The organism is Streptomyces prasinopilosus, from assembly GCF_001419695.1.
GTDB classification, from domain to species: Bacteria; Actinomycetota; Actinomycetes; order Streptomycetales; family Streptomycetaceae; genus Streptomyces; species Streptomyces prasinopilosus.
On the sequence record NZ_LIRG01000931.1, the window covers coordinates 1 to 1,479 of the forward strand.

The window sequence follows — 1,479 nt, forward strand, 5'->3', positions numbered from 1 at the left end:
GGAACCCGCCGTGGCCCGCACCGCCCCCCGGGTGTCCGTACTGTCCCCCTGTTCCGTTCCCGCCCGGCATCGACCCGGTATCAGCCCGTGTCCTCGACGTGAGCGTTCCGTTACCTCACCACACCGTCCATAGGGGTTCACCTCCCGTTCATGTGCGACCACGGGGTGCTTCACCTGTTCTGCCTACTTTCGGCCTTACGGGATGCGAACCGTCCACCGGACGGGCACTCGCACCACTCGGACCGACTTTGGACTTCGCACGCCGCCGGAATTCAGGACGGCGGCCCCCGGAAGGAACTCAAGTGAAGCTTCAGCGCAAGAACCGGCGTGCCCTCGCTCTCGGTGCTCTCGCCGTCTCCGGCGCCCTGGCCCTCACGGCGTGCGGCTCGGACGACACCAGCGGTGGCAACGGCGACGGCGGCAGCAGCTCCGCCGCCGCCCAGACCGGCGACATCGACTGCGCCGACGCCAAGGGTCAGCTCCAGGCCTCCGGCTCCTCCGCCCAGAAGAACGCGATCGACGCCTGGGTCAAGAACTACGCGGCCGCCTGCAAGGACGTGCAGATCAACTACCGTCCCGACGGTTCCGGCGCCGGCATCACCGCCTTCCTCCAGGGTCAGACCGCGTTCGCCGGCTCCGACTCGGCCCTCAAGCCGGAGGAGATCGAGGACTCCAAGAAGATCTGCACCGACGGCCAGGCCATCGACCTGCCGATGGTCGGCGGCCCGATCGCGATCGGCTACAACGTCCCGGGTGTCGACACGCTCGTCCTGGACGCCGCCACCATCTCGGAGATCTTCGACAGCAAGATCACCAACTGGAACGACGAGAAGATCGCGAAGCTCAACCCCGACGCGAAGCTCCCCGACCTGAAGATCCAGGCCTTCCACCGCTCGGACGAGTCCGGCACCACGGACAACTTCACCAAGTACCTGAAGGCCGCCGCGCCCAAGGCGTGGCCGTACGAGCCCGGCAAGTCGTGGGAGGCCAAGGGCGGCCAGTCCGCCCAGGGCTCCTCCGGTGTGGCCCAGCAGGTGAAGCAGGTCCCGGGCGCGATCTCCTACTTCGAGCTCTCGTACGCCAAGGAAGGCATCAAGACCGTCGACGTGAAGACCGAGGCCGCCGAGCCGGTCAAGGCCACGATCGAGAACGCCACGGCCGCCATCGGCGCCGCCAAGGTCGTCGGCACCGGCAAGGACCTCGCGCTGGAGCTGGACTACACCCCGGACGCCGAGGGCGCCTACCCGCTCGTCCTGGTGACGTACGAGATCGCCTGCGACAAGGGCAACAAGGCGGACACCCTGCCCGCCACGAAGTCCTTCCTGAACTACATGGCCTCCGAGGACGGTCAGGGCCTGCTGGCGGACGCCGGCTACGCCCCGATGCCCGAGGAGATCATCACCAAGGTTCGCGAGACCGTCTCGAGCCTGAGCTGACCCCGCGTGCGGTCCGGTCCCGGCACCCGGGACCGGACCGCAC

General features: G+C 68.2%; 1 protein-coding gene. It reads left to right on the forward strand.

Annotation, left to right across the window (positions count from 1 at the left end):
- Nucleotides 1-302 precede the first annotated feature (302 nt).
- Nucleotides 303-1,436 carry a phosphate ABC transporter substrate-binding protein PstS gene (gene pstS / locus AOK18_RS28695; RefSeq protein ID WP_055696211.1) on the forward strand — a complete coding sequence of 378 codons (1,134 nt, stop codon included), beginning with the start codon at nucleotides 303-305 and terminating at the stop codon, nucleotides 1,434-1,436.
- Nucleotides 1,437-1,479: the final 43 nt, after the last annotated feature.